General features: G+C 40.3%; 13 protein-coding genes. 9 read left to right on the top strand and 4 right to left on the bottom strand.

Features of this window, described 5'->3' with window-relative positions; genetic code table 11:
* Positions 1 to 36: 36 nt before the first annotated feature.
* The 3 genes from ACLL8Z_RS02750 (at position 37) to ACLL8Z_RS02740 (ending at position 4,558) form a co-directional block, all read left to right on the top strand.
* Positions 37 to 1,176, top strand: a complete 1,140-nt coding sequence (locus tag ACLL8Z_RS02750) for an acyl-CoA dehydrogenase (protein ID WP_411273222.1) — start codon at positions 37 to 39, stop codon at positions 1,174 to 1,176.
* A 90-nt stretch (positions 1,177 to 1,266) separates the two neighbouring features.
* Positions 1,267 to 2,433, top strand: coding sequence for a peroxiredoxin family protein (locus tag ACLL8Z_RS02745; RefSeq protein WP_411273221.1), 1,167 nt, complete (start codon positions 1,267 to 1,269; stop codon positions 2,431 to 2,433).
* Between the two features lie 4 nt (positions 2,434 to 2,437).
* The gene (locus tag ACLL8Z_RS02740; RefSeq protein ID WP_411273220.1) at positions 2,438 to 4,558 is read left to right on the top strand and encodes a M1 family metallopeptidase; all 2,121 of its coding nucleotides are present in this window, start codon (positions 2,438 to 2,440) and stop codon (positions 4,556 to 4,558) included.
* 46 nt (positions 4,559 to 4,604) lie between these two features.
* Here the strand turns inward: ACLL8Z_RS02740 and ACLL8Z_RS02735 are convergent, their stop codons facing one another.
* The gene (locus ACLL8Z_RS02735) at positions 4,605 to 4,949 is read right to left on the bottom strand and encodes a phage holin family protein (RefSeq protein WP_411273219.1); all 345 of its coding nucleotides are present in this window, start codon (positions 4,947 to 4,949) and stop codon (positions 4,605 to 4,607) included.
* Positions 4,950 to 4,981: 32 nt separating this feature from the next.
* On the opposite strand from ACLL8Z_RS02735, the gene ACLL8Z_RS02730 reads away from it, so the two are divergent.
* From ACLL8Z_RS02730 to ACLL8Z_RS02705, 6 genes are all read left to right on the top strand, one after another.
* Positions 4,982 to 5,434, top strand: coding sequence for a hypothetical protein (locus tag ACLL8Z_RS02730; protein WP_411273218.1), 453 nt, complete (start codon positions 4,982 to 4,984; stop codon positions 5,432 to 5,434).
* A gap of 181 nt (positions 5,435 to 5,615) precedes the next feature.
* Complete coding sequence (rimP, locus tag ACLL8Z_RS02725) at positions 5,616 to 6,080, top strand: ribosome assembly cofactor RimP (protein WP_411273217.1); 465 nt, start codon at positions 5,616 to 5,618, stop codon at positions 6,078 to 6,080.
* Between the two features lie 30 nt (positions 6,081 to 6,110).
* Positions 6,111 to 7,346: a transcription termination factor NusA gene (gene nusA, locus ACLL8Z_RS02720; RefSeq protein ID WP_411273216.1), complete on the top strand. Its 1,236-nt coding sequence runs from the start codon at positions 6,111 to 6,113 to the stop codon at positions 7,344 to 7,346.
* A gap of 184 nt (positions 7,347 to 7,530) precedes the next feature.
* Positions 7,531 to 10,551: a translation initiation factor IF-2 gene (infB, locus tag ACLL8Z_RS02715; RefSeq protein ID WP_411273215.1), complete on the top strand. Its 3,021-nt coding sequence runs from the start codon at positions 7,531 to 7,533 to the stop codon at positions 10,549 to 10,551.
* A 108-nt stretch (positions 10,552 to 10,659) separates the two neighbouring features.
* Positions 10,660 to 11,466, top strand: coding sequence for an FkbM family methyltransferase (locus ACLL8Z_RS02710; protein ID WP_411273214.1), 807 nt, complete (start codon positions 10,660 to 10,662; stop codon positions 11,464 to 11,466).
* Positions 11,467 to 11,468: 2 nt separating this feature from the next.
* Positions 11,469 to 12,341, top strand: coding sequence for a glycosyltransferase (locus ACLL8Z_RS02705; protein ID WP_411273213.1), 873 nt, complete (start codon positions 11,469 to 11,471; stop codon positions 12,339 to 12,341).
* Between the two features lie 16 nt (positions 12,342 to 12,357).
* Here ACLL8Z_RS02705 and ACLL8Z_RS02700 read toward each other — a convergent pair whose 3' ends face one another.
* From ACLL8Z_RS02700 to ACLL8Z_RS02690, 3 genes are all read right to left on the bottom strand, one after another.
* On the bottom strand, positions 12,358 to 13,248 hold the full coding sequence (locus ACLL8Z_RS02700; RefSeq protein ID WP_411273212.1) for a glycosyltransferase: 891 nt from the start codon (positions 13,246 to 13,248) through the stop codon (positions 12,358 to 12,360).
* Positions 13,249 to 13,256: 8 nt separating this feature from the next.
* Positions 13,257 to 14,036: a hypothetical protein gene (locus tag ACLL8Z_RS02695; RefSeq protein ID WP_411273211.1), complete on the bottom strand. Its 780-nt coding sequence runs from the start codon at positions 14,034 to 14,036 to the stop codon at positions 13,257 to 13,259.
* 2 nt (positions 14,037 to 14,038) lie between these two features.
* Positions 14,039 to 15,858 (bottom strand): ABC transporter ATP-binding protein (locus ACLL8Z_RS02690; protein WP_411273210.1); only part of this gene is annotated, 1,820 nt, incomplete at its 5' end.

Raw genomic sequence — 15,858 nt, 5'->3', positions numbered from 1 at the left:
GCTAAAGTTTATTTTTGTTGACTTAACCAATTATTTATGTATTTCGAATTTTCAGAAGAACAGTTAATGATCCGCGATGCGGCAAGAGATTTCGCAAATACCGAATTAAAACCAGGGGTAATTGATCGTGACGAAAACCAGAAGTTTCCAGTCGAGCAAGTTAAAAAATTAGGGGAGCTGGGATTTTTGGGTATGATGGTTGACCCGAAATATAATGGCTCAGGCCTGGATACCATCTCCTATGTATTGGCAATGGAAGAGCTTTCCAAGATCGATGCATCTGCCTCCGTTATAGTGTCAGTGAATAATTCTCTTGTATGCTACGGTCTAGAAAATTATGGTTCTGAGGAGCAGAAGCAAAAATATCTAAAGCCACTTGCTTCGGGAGAAAAAATTGGCGCTTTTTGTTTGTCTGAGCCAGAAGCGGGTTCCGATGCAACCTCCCAGCGGACAACCGCCATCGATATGGGCGATCATTATTTAGTGAACGGGACTAAAAATTGGATAACTAACGGAAGTTCAGCTTCTACATATTTAGTTATAGCTCAAACTAATTCAGCTAAAAGACATCAGGGTATAAACGCCCTCATTCTTGAAAAGGGAATGCCGGGTTTTACGGTAGGCCTAAAAGAGAATAAGCTTGGGATACGTGGGTCAGATACCCATTCCTTAATGTTTACTGATGTCAAAGTACCCAAGGAGAATAGAATCGGCGAGGAAGGTTTCGGTTTCAAATTTGCAATGAAAACGCTTGAAGGGGGTAGAATTGGTATAGCTTCACAAGCATTGGGTATAGCATCAGGGGCATATGAACTGGCACTGAACTATTCTCAGGAACGAAAAGCATTTGGTAAAACGATTTCAGGCCATCAGGCTATTCAGTTCAAGCTGGCTGACATGGCCACGGAAATTGAGGCAGCTAGAATGCTGTGTGTTAAAGCTGCCTGGCTAAAAGATCAGGGATTACCCTATGCCCAGGCAAGCTCAATGGCGAAATTATACGCCTCGCAGGTCGCGATGAAAGTTACTGTGGAAGCAGTTCAAATCCATGGAGGGTATGGATTTGTAAAGGAATACCATGTCGAGCGATTAATGCGGGATGCCAAGATTACCCAAATTTATGAGGGGACTTCCGAAATTCAACGTATCATAATCGCTCGTGAAATATTAAAATAGAAACTCAAGAAGATGAAATTTTCTCTCTACAAAGTCACTTTTTTCTTAATCTGGAGCACAGTTTTATCTTGTAAACCCTCAAATTCAGTGATGAATGCAGGAATTTGGAGGGCCACTCTTAAAACCAGCTCGGCTGCCGAAATCCCATTTAATTTCGAACTCGTTGATTCCGCTGGGGTGAAGTACATCAATTTAATTAACGGTGAGGAAAGGCTCAGGGTCGATGAAATTTCATTTGCATCTGATTCAGTGTTTATAAAATTGCCCCTTTTCGATTCAGAGATCAAAGCGAAAAATAAAGGCAATACCTTATCCGGGCAGTGGATCAAGCATTTGGCAGATAAGGATGCCGTTATGGATTTCAATGCTAAAGTCGGGGAAGAATGGCGCTTTTTCAAAGCCAATACAAACTCCAATTCAAATATTGCCGGCCGTTGGTCAACTACGTTTACCAGTTTGGATTCTGCCGATACCACAATTGCTGTTGGGGAATTTCAAAATCAAAATGGCCGCTTATCAGGAACTTTTCTTACACCTACCGGCGACTATCGTTTTCTGGAGGGAACAGTATCTGACAATAAATTATTTCTCTCTAGTTTTGATGGTGGAAATGCTTATTTATTTACAGCAAATATTGTAAATGATAGTACAATTCTTGATGGGAAGTTCTATTCCGGGATTTCAGGTATCAAGGGCTGGGTAGCCAGCAAAGATCAAAATGCGACCCTTCCGGACGCATATTCTTTAACTGCTTTGAAAAGCGGTTTCAAAAAGATTGATTTTACCTTTCCGGCATTGGATGGAAATAAAGTTTCCCTCGCTGATGAGATCTATCAGAATAAAGTTGTTCTGGTGCAATTTCTAGGATCCTGGTGCCCTAACTGCATGGATGAAACTGCCTACCTTGTCCCTTTCTATAACAGATATAACAAAAAGGGAGTCGAAATAATAGGCCTGGCCTATGAACGTACTAAAGATTTTGACCGTTCAAAAAAGAATGTGGAACGTTTGCGTGATAGGTTCAATGTGCCCTATAAATTGCTTATAACAGGTTTCGCTAACAAGAATGAGGAAGTCGCGGCGAGCCTACCGATGCTCAACAATTTTGAAGCTTTCCCAACATTAATAATCATTGATAAAAAAGGTACAGTGAGAAAAATCCATACTGGCTTCAACGGTCCCGGTACAGGTAAATACTACACTGAATTTGTGCAGGAGTTTGAAAAGACAATAGACAACCTGCTTGCCGAGAAATAATTCTATGAGAAATAAATACATCCTATGTATCTGCCTTTTAGGCGCGTTCTACTTAATGTCATGCTCTACACCGAAGATGGTGAACCTCGAGCCAATTTCGATAAGGGAAAATGCCCCCGGCTTAAATATCTATCGGGGTAGCTATACGCGTACGACCGACATACTCAGCACCAGGCTTGACCTTAATTTTAGCTGGGATAGTGCATATGTCTATGGAAAAGCATTAATCCAGGGAAGACCATATTTCTACTCTTCTGATCAGTTGACTCTTGATGCTAATGGTTTTCGAATCAATAATATTTCCCTTGTCAGCAAAAATGATCGGCAGCCCTTACGGTACACATACAATGGAAAGAAATTAAATGTTAAACTAGATAAGGTATATACTAAAGACCAGGACTTTACAATATTGATTGACTATGTGGCAATGCCTAACAAGTTGAAAATTGGAGAAGATATTGCATCAGCTGGTGATCGCGGCCTTTATTTCATCAACAAAGACGGTAAAGACAAGGATAAACCAAGACAAATTTGGACTCAGGGTGAAACGGAATGCAATTCAAGTTGGTTCCCTACTATAAACGACCCCCAGGAGAAGATGACCCAGGAAATTAATATCACTGTTCCTAATGAATACGTGAGTCTTTCTAATGGTTCACTAGAATATTCCACCCTGAATGGTAATGGCACACGCACCGACAGTTGGCGGCAGGAACAGTCTCACTCCACTTATCTTACCATGATTGCAGTGGGAAATTTTACTATTACAAAGGATAAGTGGAGAGATAAAGAGGTAAATTATTATACGGAGCCGGCTTATGCATCAACTGCGAGGTTGGTTTTTGGAAAGACGCCGGAGATGATCGAGTTTTTTTCAAATAAGTTAGGTATTGATTATCCGTGGGATAAGTATTCTCAGATCGTAGTGCGTGATTTTATAAGCGGTGCAATGGAAAATACCACTGCCACTGTTTTCTTTGACAGAATGAATATGTCTGAAGGGGAATATTTGGATGAGAACCACGAGGATATTATCGCTCATGAACTATTTCATCACTGGTTTGGCGATCTTGTGACTGCCGAGTCATGGTCAAACCTGCCTTTAAATGAATCTTTCGCGACATATGGGGAGTATTTATGGGAGGAACATAAGTATGGCAGAGAAGCTGCCGACTTAAAAGGCTTTGAAGATCTTTCCGTTTATCTAAGCGGCGACCGCAAGAAGAATCCGGATGTCATCCGCTTTGATTACGCCGACCGTGAGCAGATGTTCGATGAAATAAGTTATCAAAAGGGGGGCCGGATTCTGCATATGCTTCGCAAGACAGTTGGAGATGAGGCTTTCTTTAAAGCCCTCAACCTTTATTTAACACGCCACTCCTATAAAAATGCCGAAATCCACGACTTACGACTCGCTTTTGAAGAAGTAAGTGGAATGGACCTTAACTGGTTCTTTAAACAGTGGTTCATGGCATCAGGCCACCCTGTGTTAACTATTCAAAACAACTATAATCCTGATAAAAAGGAGTTAATGGTCACAATTAAACAAACGCAGGATTTATCGAAATTCCCGCTGTATCGAATCCCCATGGCTGTTGATATCTATTCGGCAGGTAATGTTGCACGACAGGAAATTGTACTTGATAAGCAAGACCAGACGTTCATATTTCCTTCGCAAGTTAACCCGGATCTTATAAATACAGATGCTGAAAAGTATATTTTGGGAGAGAAAGTTGAAATGAAGACTTTAAAACAGTATATTTTTCAATACCGTCATGCGCCTTTGTTTCTGGATCGCCTGGAGGCTGTAACTATGATGCTTCAGATGAAAAATGATCCTTTAGCGAGAACTGCCCTGATAGAGAGTTTCAAAGATAAAAATTGGTATATAAGAACAGCTGCATTGTCCGTGGTCGATAAGCTTAGTTTTGATGAGCAAAAGGCTGTTTATGAACAGATTCGGTTAATCGCCCTAAACGATAAGGTGTCCCTCGTGCGGGCGTCTGCTGTAACCATCCTTGGTAAGTTCTATGCAAATCAAAACAACCGGGATGTTTATGAAATCACAAAAAAAGATAAGGCCCAGAGTGTTGTGAAAGCCACCGAGGATATTGTTGGGAAGTAGAAGAATTACGAATTACGCTCAGCTTATAACGTACCACGTACAACTCTTAATTCCTATCAGAGCTTACAGCCGAGAATATCATATTCAATACTGACAGTAGTAATGCAAATAGTAAGGCAGATATAAACCCATTTGTGTTAAAACTGTCCATCAGGTTGTCTACCAATAACACCATGAGTACAGTTATGACGAATGACATTAAGCCCAGTGTAAGGAAATTTATGGGAAATGTCAGGATTCGCAAAATAGTTCCGATGGTGGCATTTGCCAATGCGATAAGCACTCCAGCAATAATAGCGCTCCAAAAGCCATCAACAACAACTCCAGGTAAAAGGTATGCCGCAACAGCAACTGCCACGCCCATTAATAAAATTTCAATGATAAGTCTCATAATAATTAGCTTAGGTTTAAAAATATCTAACCATGAAGTTGAAAAATCTGTTTTACATTTCCGCAATTATTTTGCTAACAATTTCAGAATGTGGAGAAACGGTAACCAATAAAACTGCTAATTCGGGAATTAAGCTAAGGTTATCATCTGATAGTTCGTCAGTAGAACTTTATAATATTCCCTTGAATATAATCGAAGAACTGCGTGTAGATTCGATGGAAGCTGACCGATGGAAAGACTTTTTCGCAGTATACGAGGAAACATCCGACCAGGAAATAAGAGATTTTCAGCCGGCAATTGATGGGTTTTACACAGTTAATGACAGCCTTGTCAAATTTATTCCTGCACAGGGTTTTGCAAATGGCAAAGCTTATTTTTCACGCTGCTATACAAAGGATATATTGGAAGAGCCTGAAGATATTATTACGAAACGGGATTTGTCGCCTACAGATGGCTTTCTCGAGTACAAGTTCACTATCAAATAATGCCTTAGTGGATTCGCTATTTGCTAATTCCCTTATTTCAAACTTTGCTAAATCCTTCTTACCGACTAGTTTGCAATCCCAAATTGTTTTATTATATTTGCATCCGATCTGAGAAGAGCCCCGACAATATCGGGGCTCTTTTTTTACCATCCCGTTTTTGGACGGGGATAAAAACGTTGATATGAACGTAGAGAACAGGGTTATTGAATTAGTTGAAGAAAAGATTGCTGAACGGCCCGACCTGTTTTTGGTAGATGTACAGATGCACGGCGGCGGTCTTCTTACGGTTTTAATAGATGGCGATAATGGAGTGGCAATTACAGATTGTGTAGCTATCAGCCGTCATGTGGGTTTTCATCTTGAAGAAGAAAATACTATTGAACAGGCGTATAATTTAGAAGTTTCTTCGCCTGGGTTAGATATGCCTCTGAAGTCATTAAGGCAATATCAGAAAAATATCAGTCGCTCGTTAAATGTTAAATTGATTGATGGGTCGAAACATGAAGGAAAACTTTTAGCAGCTGACGACTCCGGGATAACAATAGAAGAAAATATAAAAGAAAAAGGAAAAAAAGCATCTGTGATTCAGAATGTAATTCCATTTGCAGATATAACAGAAACAAAAGTTTTGGTGAGTTTTAAATAACGTCCGCAGAACGGACAAATTCAATATTAAATGAGCAATATTAACTTAATCGATTCATTCCAGGAGTTTAAAGACTTCAAGAATATTGACCGTCCTACGGTTATTAGTGTGTTGGAGGAAGTTTTCCGCAGCATGTTGCGCAAGAGATACGGTAACGATGAAAATTGTGACGTGATTGTGAATCCGGATAATGGGGATTTGGAGATCTGGCGTACACGTACTGTAATGGAAGATGGATTTTCTGAAGATGACGACCTGGAAATTGAACTTGCTGAGGCTACCGCGATAGATCCGGATCTTGAAGTTGGAGATGATTTTATTGAGCAGATCACACTTGAAAGTTTTGGTCGCAGGGCAATTCTTGCAGCACGTCAGACACTTGTTTCTAAGATTCTTGAGCTTGAGAAAGACGAGATCTTTAAAAAGTATAAAGATCGCGTCGGTGAAATTGTGACAGGGGAGGTTTACCAGGTTTGGAAGAAAGAAACTCTTGTATTGGATGATGAAGGTAACGAGCTTTTGCTTCCCAAAACCGAACAAATTCCTGCAGACTATTTCAAAAAAGGAGATTCGGTACGTGCCATAATTGATAAAGTTGAGATGCTTAATGGTAATCCAAAGATTATTATTTCGCGTACTGCTCCAGAATTCCTGCAGCGCCTATTCGAAATGGAAGTTCCTGAAATTTTTGACGGGTTAATTACCATTAAGAAAATTGTTCGCGAACCAGGTGAACGTGCAAAGGTAGCGGTAGAATCATACGATGACAGAATTGATCCTGTTGGGGCATGTGTAGGTATGAAAGGTTCCCGAATCCACGGTATTGTTCGTGAATTGAAAAACGAAAATATTGACGTAATAAATTATACAAACAATATTTCATTGTACATCCAGCGTGCTTTAAGCCCTGCTAAGATTACAAGCATCAAGCTTGATGACGAAGAAAAAAGAGCGGCTGTTTACTTAAAGCCTGATCAGGTTTCATTGGCAATTGGACGTGGGGGACATAATATTAAGTTGGCGGGTAAATTGACTGGTTACGAGATCGATGTTTACCGTGAAGCCCATGAAGATGATGAGGATGTGGATATTGAAGAATTTTCAGATGAAATCGAAGGTTGGATCATCGACGAATTTAAACGGGTTGGTCTTGATACAGCAAAATCGATATTAGCTTTGACTGTTGAAGAATTAGTTAAACGCACCGATTTGGAAGATAACACTGTTAAAGATGTAATGGAAATTCTGCGATCAGAATTTGAGTAATAGTTAAACGTTTTACCTGCCTGACGGCAGGCAGGTGTATTTATGTCTAGTCTTGGTAATTGTAGTTGTAATGATAATCAGGATTAATTTTGACATCTCATACTTGGTTCTTGACACTGAAACGTTCTTGATACTAAAACAAAAACCGTACTTTTGTACAAAAATAAGCGAGGTTAAATAATAAATGTCAGAAGGTAAAAACACAAATTTACTTAAAACTGCGAAGGAGCTGAATATTGGTCTGTCTACTGCGGTTGAGTTTTTAGGAAAAAAGGGATATAAAGTTGATGCCCGGCCGAATACGAAACTTACTGAGGAAATGTATGACGTTCTTTTGAAGGAATATCAGGGGGATAAAATCGTTAAGGAAGAAGCCAAACAGATTGTTATTGGCAAAATCCGTCGTGACGATCAGCCGATAATCCCAGAAAGAGTTGAACCAACACCGCGTTCGAAGGATTTCGAGCAGGAAGAGATTCTGATCAAAAACGTTACTTCCTATACTCCGCCTCCGCCACCCGTTGTTGAAAAGCCTAAGCCTGCTCCGGTAGAGCCTGCAGGTGAACAACCTAAAGCAGATGATGGCGTGTTGCCCGGTGTTAAGATTGTTGGAAAGATCAATTTGGATGATCTAAATCCCAAAAACCGTGTCGATAAGAAACCCGCAGAAGTAGAGAAGCCAGTGTCTGAAGTACAGCCCGAACCGGTAATTCTTAAGGTAGCTGAGCCTGTTAAGGCTGAGGAGTCGAAGCCAGAGCCTGTTGTCGAGACTCCCAGGAAGATAGAAAATCGGGAACCGATTGTAAGCCCTGTCGTCGAAGAGGCGCTGAAAAAAACTCCGGTTGTCGAGCCAAAAGTAGAAGTTTCTTCTGTACCAAAGGTTGAAGACAAAACGGAAATTAGACCAAATACTCAGGAGGGTAATCCCGACGCGACAGTTATCAGGGCGAAAGCTGAACGATTAACAGGCCCGAATGTCATAGGCAGAATTGAATTGCCAACAACTCCTGCCCGTCGCGGACAACCGGTAGCATCTTCCTCCAGTGCAGCTGGAGCTGATCATAAGCGCAAACGAAAACGCAAGGATAACGCTCCCGGTCAACCCCCTCAGCAAGCAGGGCAGCAGGCCGGCGCTAATCGCCCGGCACCAGCTCCCGGAGCAGGCGGAGGATATCAGGGTAACAGGCCCGATTTCAGAAATACCAGACCAGGGCAGGGAACTGCTGGCGGTGCTGCACGTCCTGATTTTAGGAATAAGCCACGAACCGACAGCACTCCAAAAGCAGAACCTACAGATAAAGAGATACAAGACCAGATTAAAGCCACGCTCGCCCGTTTGAGCGGTGCTGGTAAGTCGGGCAAATTTGCACAACGTGCAAAGCTTCGTCGTCAGAAGCGGGATGACGTAGCGCAGACCGCTGAAGAAGCTGCAATGGAACTGGAAATGCAGTCCAAAACCATTAAGGTAACAGAATTTGTAACAGCAAATGAGCTTGCCTTGATGCTTGATGTTCCGGTCACCCAAATTATTTCAACTTGTATGAGCCTGGGTATGTTCGTGTCTATCAACCAAAGGTTGGATGCGGAAACCCTTACTATCGTTGCTGATGAGTTTGGCTATGAGGTAGAGTTTGTTAAGCCTGAAGATGAGGAGAGCGGCCTGCTTGAAGAAGCTGATGATGAAGGTTCTTTAGGGCCAAGAGCTCCGATCGTTACCGTAATGGGACACGTGGATCACGGTAAAACATCCTTGCTTGATTTTGTCCGTAAAACAAACGTGATTGCCGGAGAGGCCGGAGGAATCACTCAGCACATCGGTGCTTATGAGGTAACTCTGGAAAACGATCGTAAAATAACATTTTTAGATACACCTGGTCACGAAGCGTTTACAGCAATGCGTGCCCGTGGTGCAAAAGTAACAGATATCGCAATCATTGTGATTGCTGCCGATGATAGTGTAATGCCACAAACACGTGAGGCTATTAACCACGCGCAAGCCGCTAACGTTCCAATTGTGTTTGCATTTAGTAAGGTGGATAAGCCGGGTTCGAATGCTGAGAAGATCCGGGAACAATTATCGACAATGAATATACTGGTCGAAGATTGGGGAGGAAAATATCAAAGCCAGGAAATATCAGGTAAAACAGGAATGGGCATTGATCTTTTGTTAGAAAAAGTCTTGCTGGAAGCAGATATGTTAGAGCTTACTGCGAACCCTGATAAACGTGCGGTAGGTACGGTAATTGAAGCAGCCCTGGACAAAGGACGTGGTATCGTAACTACAGTATTGATCCAGGCAGGAACATTGAAAGTAGGAGATGCTATACTTGCGGGCGGTTATTCAGGCCGAGTAAAAGCATTGCATAATGAACGTGGAGTGAAGGTTGACCAAGCAGGCCCGTCAACGCCTGTGCAGGTATTGGGTATGCAAGGCGCGCCAACGTCAGGCGACAAGTTTAACGTGATGGAAAGTGAAGTGGAAGCACGCCAGGTTGCCAATAAAAGATTACAATTGCAGCGCGAGCAAGGATTACGTACCCAAAAGCATATCACTCTTGATGAAATCGGACGTCGTCTAGCGATAGGTAACTTCAAGGAACTTAACGTTATTGTTAAGGGTGACGTAGATGGATCAATCGAAGCATTATCTGATTCATTATTGAAACTGTCTACCGAGCAGATCCAGGTTAATATTATACATAAATCTGTTGGACAGATCTCTGAATCTGACGTATTGCTGGCTTCGGCTTCTGATGCAATCATTATAGGTTTCCAGGTACGTCCTTCCCAAAGTGCGCGCAAGCTTGCCGAAGCTGAACAGATTGATATTCGTTTATATTCTATTATTTACGATGCAATTAACGAAGTTAAAGCGGCCATGGAAGGCATGCTTGACCCTGAATTTGAGGAGAAAATTACTTCGAATGTCGAGATTCGTGAGGTGTTTAAAATCAGCAAAGTGGGTACTATTGCAGGCTGTATGGTTCTCGATGGTAAAATCACCCGTAACAGTAAAATTCGTATCGTGAGAGATGGAGTAGTAATCTACACGGGCGAACTGGCTTCATTAAAACGTTTCAAAGACGATGTTAAGGAAGTTGCGACCGGTTATGAATGTGGTTTGAATATTCACAATTTTAATAATATTGAGGTTGGTGATATTGTTGAATCATACGAACAAGTTGAGATTAAGAGGAAATTGTAGAATCAATATATTTAAATATAAAGCGATCTTCGGGTCGCTTTTTTTGTATAATTTTATTTACGTTAAAGAAACGATTTGGGCTTAAGGAAAGTATCAAGAAAATTTTGTTTGAGCTTATTGCGAAGTTTGAATGTTCGGAACGTGAATTTGGAATTGGCAGTGATTTCAAGGGAACCGAGGTTTAAGAGCGGTACGACTAATATACTTGGAAAGCCGTTCAAATACCATGATGGTCTCAGTTTTACATCTACCTACAAAGAAATTTTTCAAACTCATATTTATGAATTTGTTGCATCTGAAAACTCCCGTACAATTTTGGATTGCGGAGCTAATATGGGATTAAGCGTTGTCTACTTTGCCCAGAATTATCCAAGCCACCAGATCATTGCTTTCGAACCGGATCCAGAAATTTTTGCGATTCTACAAGAAAACGTGATGACATTTGGTTTTTCCAATGTTTCATTATATAATAACGCTGTTTGGAATAGAGAAGAAACACTAACTTTTTTTACAGACAAAGGTATGGGCGGCCGGGTCAAGAATTCTTACACCTCGCAGCATCCTTCATACATAGATGCCATACGTTTAAGAGATTACATTAATACCGATATAGATTTCCTTAAATTAGATATAGAGGGTGCCGAAGATACTGTTATAAGAGATTGTGCAGATCTGCTTTTTGATGTTAAAAATATTTTTTTTGAATATCACAATGATGTTAGTATTTTCCAAACTCTCCATGAATTACTACAGATAATAAAGGAGCAGGGGTTTCATTATTACCTAAAAGAATCATATACTCGTAATAGGCCATTTATTGACACTGAGCTGACTTGTGAAGCTTTCGATATGGCAATTAATGTTTTCTGTTACAAAAGCGCATCCACTGTTCAGCATCGCAAACAATTGGTGTAAAAATGATATCTGTAATAATATGCTCGGTAAGTGTTAGTCTTTTAGAAAATATCAGGTCGAGCATTACCAAGACGATTGGGGTTCCATTTGAGATCTTGGCCTATGACAATGCAATAGCGCAGCGTGGAATTTGTGAGATTTATAACCAGGGCGTTATGGATGCCAACTACGAAATTCTTTGTTTTGTCCATGAAGATGTAGAGTTTAATTCCATTGGCTGGGGAAAGGAAGTAGTTCAGGCTTTTGGAGAAAATAGACGTTTAGGTTTGCTTGGAATTGCAGGAAGTAGTTATAAATCTTTGTCTCCTTCAGGTTGGCAGGCAACACACATTCCTGCAAAAATTAACTTCATTCATTTAACGCAGCATTACAAATACAGCGAAAAAGCTGAAGAGATCAAATATAGCAATGAATCTTCGGAGGATCTGGCGAAAGTCGCGGTTATAGATGGCGTATGGTTCTGTGGAAAGAAAAATATCCTCACAAAGTATTCATTCGACAGCTTACTTTTACAAAAATTTCATGGATACGATATAGATATTTCTTTGTCTGTGGGCGCTCACTTTGATGTTTGTGTCACTTTTAAAGTATTGCTCACCCACTTCTCTGAAGGCAATTTTGGGAAAGACTGGATAAGCTCCGTTTTACTTCTACATGAAAAGTGGCGACACACATTACCGCTAAATAAGTCAAATCTGACCGAAATTGAGATGAAATTTTGTGAATTGAAAGCATTCAAATCTTTCGTTAACACGATGAGAAAGGCAGGTTGCAGTGCTATCAGCTGTATGAAAGTGCTAAATCGGAGTGGGTTACGAAACAGATTTGGGACGCTACTTTATTTTAGACTGGCGCTTAAATGCTTTTCTGCATAAGGTCAACGCCCATTCGTTAATGCCTTCTTTTGAGAAATTTTCTTAAAAAATTTAATCGGGACACAGGATTTTTATGGTTTCGTTGAGGAAAATACTTAGAGTAATTTATTATTAAGTCGTATAACAGCGGATTAAATATTCCTACCGTTTTAAGCTTTCTCCTAATATCGGTGATGAAATCTTTGTCCCTTGGTTCGAGTTCTGGATATTCCAGAAAGATTCCAAGTTGGATATCAAGATCCTCTATTATACTGTGCTTTTTTTTCTTCTTGTACTGAGTAACAGATTTTTGATGAACCCGGTAGTAGGTAAGTACTTCATTGTGAAATACGAGTTTTTGGTGATACAGGCAGACGAATCCAATCCACCAATCATAAAAGCCATATTCAGGTATTGGTAAAATATATTTAAAGCTTTCTCTACTTAATAGTGATGTATGGCCGGTGAAGAAATTTTCCAGCAATATACTTTTATAGCCATCCATTAATAAATCAGTGCTGATCAACTGCTGGCTCATTGATTTCGTTTCCCAATCAATAAATTCAGAGTTTGAAAATATAGCCCAGTTGTCACCAATTGAGCCAGCCAGTTTTTCAATTTTATCTGGAAACCATATGTCATCCTGGTCGCAAATAGAAATATATTTACCGTTCGTTAACGAAAGCGCCTTTTCGAAATTCCTATTGTACCCTAGATTACATTCGTTAAAGAATAGTTGAATGTTATCATGCAGGCTGGTAAACGAAATCAAAAGATCTTTCGTCCCATCACTGGAATTATCATCCACAATAATTATTTCCAGATTGGGATAGGTTTGGGTTACTAGGCTAGCTAGTTGCTCCTTTAAGAATTGTTCGCCGTTATAAGTACAAAGAACTATCGAAACAAGAGGGCTGCTATCATCCATTTATTATTTCAATTGGACTTGATTTTATAGTAAATCCTGACAAGGCTTTTAATAATTGGAAGATTCATGAACCATGAAATCCATTTTGAACCCAGATAAAAACGGGTTATAGTGGTCTTTATATATCGCCCCCGAAAAAAACGCTGATACTTTTTCTGCAATTGGTTAGAAATCTCGTAAAACGAGGGATTCATTCTACCCGAGCTATCATGAGATATGTTAAAATCAATAACGTAGGAATTCCATCCCATACAATCGGCTATTAAGCATATATCTGTCCCGTATAAATGAAATCCTGAAATGTCTCCTGATACGGCAAGATTAGCTTCGGCTTTTATTAAAAGAAAATTCTCATCCAACGAAATTACTTTTGACGGAAATTTACCCTTTCTGATTAATTTCTTATTCTGCGTTATCACCATTGCCATCTGATATAAATCCATTGCCCCTGCATTGCCCGCAATTCCCCACTTTGGGTCAATGCAATCTAGTTCGGCAATCCTTTCTTTAAGTACATACTCTTGATCGTAATTTATCAGAATATCCTGGTGGCAAACAATGATGTATCTGCCCTGGGCTTCTTGGAGAAACCTATTTATCGCGCGATAGGCTTCAAATTTATTTCCCTTTGTATTATCGGCAACTAGAAACTCGCAAAGAGTTGTATTAAACCCAGCCTGAATAAATGACTGCATCATTCCCTCATATTGTGCCTGGTCAGTAACCAGCGTACAAATCGAGTATTGATGTTTAAAATGATAAGTCGATTCGATTTTCCGGAGTACCATGTTTATGCAAATGTTTGCATTTCTACCAATTTTTTATATAAACCGTCTTTGTTCATTAGCTCCTGGTGTCGTCCTTCTTCAACAATAACGCCGGCATCAATTACTACAATTTTATCCGCATCCTGTATAGTGCTTAAGCGATGAGCAATAACTATCGAAGTACGATTTTTCATCAATTTTTTTAGTGCTTCTTGCACAAGCTTTTCTGATTTTGTATCCAGTGCTGAAGTAGCTTCGTCCAGCAGAAGGATTGGTGGGTTAGCTATTACGGCCCTGGCAATACATATTCGTTGTTTCTGTCCCCCTGACAGCTTCATTCCCCGATCCCCGATATTGGTTTGGTATGCATTCTCAGTGTTTATAATGAATTCATGAGCGTTAGCGATCTTAGCGGCCGCTATCACCTCTTCTTCCGTAACCGGCCTTCCAAAGGCTATATTATTAAAGATGCTATCGTTAAATAAAATAGCTTCCTGATTCACAATGCCCATCAATGCCCTGGTATCAGCCATTTTGATGTCCTTTAAGTCAAGTCCGTCAATTAAAATCTTACCTGATTTAGGATCCATAAATCGGGGGAATAGGTCGAGCAGACTTGATTTTCCCCCACCTGAAGGTCCAACAAGTGCCAGGGTTTGGCCTTTACCTATTTTTAAGTCGATATTTTTGAGAATAGCTTTTTTATCATAATAAAATGAAACGTTTTTGACTTCTATTTCAGCCTGAAAAGAGCTTTTTGACAATGCATCAGTTTTATCTGTAATATTTTCCGGAGCATCCAGTAGCTGATATACTCGTTCTCCTGCAGATATTCCCTGCGAAATGTTTCCAAACGCTTCCGAAATCGCTTTAGCGGGAGGTATTATTTGGGAGAATAATATAATATATACTATAAATTCAGAGCCGTCCAAATCAGCTCCCTCGTCTAAAATCAGTGTACCTCCATAGAAAAGAAGGCAGGCAACTGTTATTACACCCAACATCTCGGATACGGGGGAAGCCAGCAAAACTCTCCTGGAAAGACGGCGGTGGATCTTGCTGGTCCACATATTAATACCGTTGAACTTTTCCTGCATGTACTGTTCAGCATTAAAAGACTTAATGATCTTTACGCCGCCTAAGCCTTCGTCAATACTGGAGACAAGTACTCCTAATGATTCCTGTGCAGCCGTTGCATGTTTCTTTAAGCGTTTTACAATTGTTGTAATAAGCAAACCGGATACCGGGATTAAGATCAGGGCAAAAAAAGTCAGTTCAGAAGATATCAAAAACAAAACCGTAAAGTTCAGGATGATGGCGATCGGTTCTCTTAAAATTACCTGGAGTGAACGAATAATGGAATCCTGAATAGTTACAACATCAGTCATGAAGCGAGAAATTAAATCACCCTTACGCTGTGTGTTAAAATATTGGAGGTCGATTTCCGTAAGCTTTTTAAAAATGCTGCTTCTGATATTTGTCACTATTTTCAAACGGAAGTTCTCAATAATCCGCGCGGCTAAATATTTAAATAAATTGCTTAGGATAACGGAGATCACAATGGCGATGCATACCATTTTCAATGCGGCTAATTTGCCTGATTGTTCAATGACGGCTTGGAAATGAAAGTAGAATAAATCTTTGAAGTAGCTTATATTATAATTGAACACCGGAGCGGACGTGGGAGTTTCAGCGGCCACCTGTGCCGTTTGATTAAATAGCAAGTCGAAAACCGGTTTAAGCAGTGTGAAGTTTAACAGCCCGAAAACAACTCCTAATATAGATGTGATGAAAAACGGAACGGCGAAATTCTGAACAGGAGCAGCAAAGGAAAAAAGTCTTA

Origin of the sequence: Daejeonella sp. (assembly GCF_046590655.1) — a bacterium.
Classification (GTDB): Bacteria; Bacteroidota; Bacteroidia; order Sphingobacteriales; family Sphingobacteriaceae; genus Daejeonella.
The sequence above is the reverse complement of the archived record's forward strand: the minus strand, read 5'-3'. Positions and strand labels throughout refer to the sequence as shown.

Excerpts from the sequence above, each read along its gene's own strand:
- ACLL8Z_RS02750 (WP_411273222.1), top strand. The coding sequence starts at position 37 with ATGTATTTCGAATTTTCAGAAGAACAGTTAATGATCCGCGATGCGGCA.
- ACLL8Z_RS02705 (WP_411273213.1), top strand. The coding sequence starts at position 11,469 with ATGATATCTGTAATAATATGCTCGGTAAGTGTTAGTCTTTTAGAAAAT.
- infB (WP_411273215.1), top strand. The coding sequence starts at position 7,531 with ATGTCAGAAGGTAAAAACACAAATTTACTTAAAACTGCGAAGGAGCTG.
- ACLL8Z_RS02730 (WP_411273218.1), top strand. The coding sequence starts at position 4,982 with ATGAAGTTGAAAAATCTGTTTTACATTTCCGCAATTATTTTGCTAACA.
- ACLL8Z_RS02740 (WP_411273220.1), top strand. The coding sequence starts at position 2,438 with ATGAGAAATAAATACATCCTATGTATCTGCCTTTTAGGCGCGTTCTAC.
- ACLL8Z_RS02735 (WP_411273219.1), bottom strand. The coding sequence starts at position 4,949 with ATGAGACTTATCATTGAAATTTTATTAATGGGCGTGGCAGTTGCTGTT.
- nusA (WP_411273216.1), top strand. The coding sequence starts at position 6,111 with ATGAGCAATATTAACTTAATCGATTCATTCCAGGAGTTTAAAGACTTC.
- ACLL8Z_RS02745 (WP_411273221.1), top strand. The coding sequence starts at position 1,267 with ATGAATGCAGGAATTTGGAGGGCCACTCTTAAAACCAGCTCGGCTGCC.
- ACLL8Z_RS02700 (WP_411273212.1), bottom strand. The coding sequence starts at position 13,248 with ATGGATGATAGCAGCCCTCTTGTTTCGATAGTTCTTTGTACTTATAAC.
- rimP (WP_411273217.1), top strand. The coding sequence starts at position 5,616 with ATGAACGTAGAGAACAGGGTTATTGAATTAGTTGAAGAAAAGATTGCT.
- ACLL8Z_RS02695 (WP_411273211.1), bottom strand. The coding sequence starts at position 14,036 with ATGGTACTCCGGAAAATCGAATCGACTTATCATTTTAAACATCAATAC.